General features: G+C 70.6%; 1 pseudogene. It reads left to right on the forward strand.

The features are described 5' to 3' along the window. Positions 1-1623 (forward strand): annotated as a pseudogene (locus tag AC1DYI_RS34975) (hypothetical protein); the annotation flags it as partial.

Genomic DNA, 1623 nt, shown 5'->3' on the forward strand with positions numbered 1-1623 from the left:
GCCGCGGTGGCAGCCTGAACCTGCAGGCTGCCCAGGGCGAGGTCCGCTTCGATGGCGCGCTCGTGGGCAAGAGCGGTGAATCGGCGATCGGTGCCAGCCTGAACATCGACGCAGGCCGTGACCTGCACCTCACGCAGCTGGACCAGAAGATCGGCGACGGCCAGTTCACCGACCAAATCCATCTGCGTCAGCGCGAGGGCGACATGACGGTCGCGCCGGTGGTCACGCTGAAGGCGCGCGACATCGCGATCGAAGCCGACGGCGGCCGGTTGACCGTCGCCGGCACGCTCGACGCCTCCGGCAAGGAAGCCGGGCAGATCGCGCTGAGTGCCCGCGACGACCTGAACATCGGCCGCGGCTCGAAGCTGCTGGCCAGCACGGACACGGCCGGCGCGAATGGCGGCAGGGTATCCCTGAACTCGTCCGAAGGCTGGGTGCGGCTGATGCCCGACAGCCGCATCGACGTGCACGCCGGCGCGGCGACCGACGCTGTCGCGCCCGACGGCGGCCGCGTCGAACTGCGCGCCTCGCAGCGCGGCAACGATGTGGCGATCGGCACCCTGAGCGGTGACATCGTTGGTGCCTCGCGCATCGACGTGCAGGCCGTCAAGGTCTACGACAACGTCTCGACGATCAGCAACCACACCGACGGCACGACACTGGGACGCGCCCGCATCGAGAACGACGCCGCCCGCTTCATCGGCTGGGGCGGCGAGAACGCCGAAGCCATCGCCGAGCGGCTGTCGGCTGGCAAGCCCGAGCTGTCCGACGCGCTGAAGATCCACGCCGAGGCCGAGGTGCGCTCGAACGGCGACCTGACCGTGACCGAAGGCGCCGACTGGGTGCTGCCGACCGCCTCGCTGAACGTCGGCACGCCGCATGCCGGCGACATGTCGATCACGCTGCGCGCCGTGGGCAACCTGAACGTCGGCCGCGGCATCTCGAGCGGGCTCGACATCTACAACGGCGGCATCGCCAGCAGCGACCATGGCGGCAGCGTGCGGCTGGTCGCCGGGGCCGATCTCGCGGCGTCTCGCATAACCACCACGACCGCCACCACCGGCACGGCGCACACGCTGACGCTGGCGCCGAAGTCGGCCGACTTCCTGATGGCGACCAGCGGCTTCTTCGGCAGCAGCACGGGTGACCTGCAGCTCGCCGCCAGCGGCGACATCACGCTGGCCCGCTGGGGCACGCACCTGCAAGTGACCGGCGCCCGCCCGGACGCCGCCACGCAGGCCGTGCAGCAGGCCCTGGCCGAACGCGGTGCGTATGTACCGGGTTATGCCGAACTGTTCAGCGAACACGGCGGCGGCCACATCGAGATGAACGCCGGCGGCAGCATCACCAGCGCCGGTTGGCAGGCTTTCGGCGCCGGCTATGACGGCGTAGGGTCGTGGGACCGGCGCCAACACGCGCCCGACGGCTCGATCGTCTGGAACAGCAGCCCCACCGGCTTCAACCGCGGCGTGATGGCCAGCGGCGGTGGCTCGATCGACGTGAAGGCCGGTCGCGACATCACGAACCTGATCGCCGTCGCACCGGGCAGTGGCTACCGGCTCGAGCCGACCGTCGAGGGCGAGGCGGCGCAGGAGCACCACGTCAATGGCGGCAGCGTCCGTG

Source organism: Ideonella sp. P3_A4, from assembly GCF_056403075.1.